The following is a 1777-nucleotide window of genomic DNA, read 5'->3' on the forward strand; positions in this document are numbered from 1 at the left end:
GTGCTTCAGGCTGTGCATCAGCGCTGTCGGCGCGCTTTGCGGATCGCTGGTCAGGAACACGGCGGTGCCGGACACCAGCTGCGGCTTCTTCTTCAGCAGATTGCCGGCGAGGAAATCGAGCGGGATTTCGTTGCGCCGGGTCTTGTCGAACAGATAGCGGCTGCCGCGCACCCAGGTCCACATCGCCAGAACGATGGTGAAGGCCACCGCAAGCGACGCCCAGCCGCCCTCGAACACCTTCACGATGTTGGAGGCGAAGAAGCCGATGTCGATGAAGCCGAACAGCGCCGTCATGGCGACCGCCACCCACAGCCGCCATTTCCAGATGCGGGTCATGACGACGAACAGCAGCACCGTCGTCACCAACATGTTGCCGGTCACCGAGATGCCATAGGCGGAGGCGAGCTTGCTCGATTCGCCGAAACCGACGACCAGCAACATCACCGCCAACGCCAGCAAAACATTGACGCGCGGCATGTAGATCTGGCCCGACTGCCGTTCCGACGTGTGCAGGATTTCGAGGCGCGGCAGCATATTGAGCTGCACCGCCTGCCTGGTCAGCGAGAAGGCGCCCGATATGACCGCCTGGCTGGCGATGACCGTCGCCGCGGTTGCCAATACCACCATCGGGATCAGCGTCCAGCCTTCGTTCATCTCGAAGAATGGATGGCCGACGTGACCGTTCTTCGCCAGCACGAAAGCGCCCTGCCCGGCATAGTTTAGCAGCAGGCAGGGAAACACGATGGCCAGCCAGGCGAGCACGATGGGCTTGCGGCCGAAATGGCCGAGATCGGCATAAAGCGCTTCGGCGCCGGTGACGGCGAGGAAGATGGCGCCGATGGTGACGAAGGCGACATCGGGCGAATTGATCAGGAAGGCGACGATGTAGTGCGGGCTGACCGCCCACAGGATTTCGGGATCGGCGATGATGTGGTTCAAGCCCGAAAGACCGATAGCCAGGAACCAGACCGCCGTGATCGGCCCGAAGATCAGCGCCACACCGCCGGTCCCGAAGCGCTGCACCGAAAACAGGATCGCAAGGATGACCAGCGTCAGCGGCACGACGTAGGGCTGGAAGGTCGGGGTAACGACATTCATGCCTTCAACCGCCGAAAGCACCGAGATTGCCGGCGTGATGACGGCGTCACCGAAGAACAATGACGCGCCGACAATACCGATGGCCAGGATGATCGCCGAGCGGGTCGGGAAACTGCCGCGCGCCAGCGCCATCAGCGACAGCACGCCGCCCTCGCCTCGGTTGTCGGCTCTGAGCACAAACATGATGTATTTGATGGTGACGATAATCGTCAACGACCAGATGATCAGCGACAGCACGCCCAGAATATCGCCGCGCTCGGCGATTTCGCCGCCGGAGGACGCAACAAGCGCTTCCCGGAAGGCGTAGATCGGGCTGGTGCCGATGTCGCCATAGACCACGCCGAGCGCGCCCAGCATCAGAACTTTGGTGCTGTGCTGTTCGATTTCGGGATGGCTCGATTGTTCGACGGGTTCTGCCTCAATACCAGCATTGGTAAGGGCCATGGACGACACTCCGATAAGCGCGCGGTGCTCTACGCTTGCTGCGATGCAATATCAAGTGCCGTGACGGTAGGGCTACCATGTTCCCAGCGCAGGGCTTGCCCCGCAATGACCGGTGCGTGGCGTCAAAGGCTGCCGGAACCTAGATCGCCACCTGCGTGCCGATCTCGACCACACGTCCGGTCGGGATCTGGAAATACTCCGTCGCATCGGCCGCCGAGCGGGCGAGCCCGATGAA

The 1777-nt window shown here is 62.2% G+C and carries 1 protein-coding gene; it reads right to left on the reverse strand.

Annotation, left to right across the window (positions count from 1 at the left end; all coding sequences use genetic code 11):
* Window positions 1–1542 (reverse strand): potassium transporter Kup (locus NKI06_RS30755; protein WP_352987921.1); only part of this gene is annotated, 1542 nt, incomplete at its 3' end.
* Window positions 1543–1777 lie beyond the last annotated feature (235 nt).

It is taken from the genome of Mesorhizobium sp. M0772 (genome assembly GCF_040320135.1).
GTDB lineage: Bacteria > Pseudomonadota > Alphaproteobacteria > Rhizobiales > Rhizobiaceae > Mesorhizobium.